The organism is Mesorhizobium sp. M4A.F.Ca.ET.020.02.1.1, from assembly GCF_004022645.1.
Classification (GTDB): domain Bacteria; phylum Pseudomonadota; class Alphaproteobacteria; order Rhizobiales; family Rhizobiaceae; genus Mesorhizobium.
This window is the reverse complement of sequence record NZ_RZOI01001379.1, coordinates 1-483: the sequence shown is the minus strand read 5'-3', so window position 1 is coordinate 483 and position 483 is coordinate 1. Positions and strand designations below refer to the sequence as shown.

Sequence of the window (483 nt, the reverse complement as noted above, 5' to 3'; positions counted from 1 at the left end):
AACCGCCGCTGCCGTGCTCGACGAACTGCCACCTGCCCGCCATCTGCTGGCCGATCGGGCCTACAGTTCCACTGGCTTCCGCGAGGCGCTCATCGGCAAGGGCATCACACCCTGCATCCCGCCTCATGCCAAGCACCGTGTCCAGCACAGCTATGATCCGCTGCTCTACAGGCAGCGCCACAGGATCGAGAACATGTTCGCCCGCCTCAAGGACTGGCGACGCATCCACACTCGATACGACCGATGCGCGCACACATTCTTGTCAGCAATCGCCTTCGCTGCAGCGTTCATCTTCTGGATCAATGAGATGCTGTAACGGGGCCTGCGTCGTGCGCTGCCCGTTACCGATTGCATGCTGACCGGTTGCCGCCGACGCTCCCGTATCTGATTCTGACAGGAGGATTACGGGATGAAACTGTTCATTGGGTTGGATGTCTCACTCGCCAAGACTGCGGTCTGCATTGTCAGCGAGCACGGCAAGAT

At 60.0% G+C, this 483-nt stretch carries 1 protein-coding gene; it reads left to right on the top strand.

Annotation, left to right across the window (positions count from 1 at the left end):
• The coding region (locus EN742_RS37240) for a transposase (RefSeq protein ID WP_148670630.1) at nucleotides 1-316 on the top strand (316 nt) is incomplete at its 5' end.
• Nucleotides 317-483 lie beyond the last annotated feature (167 nt).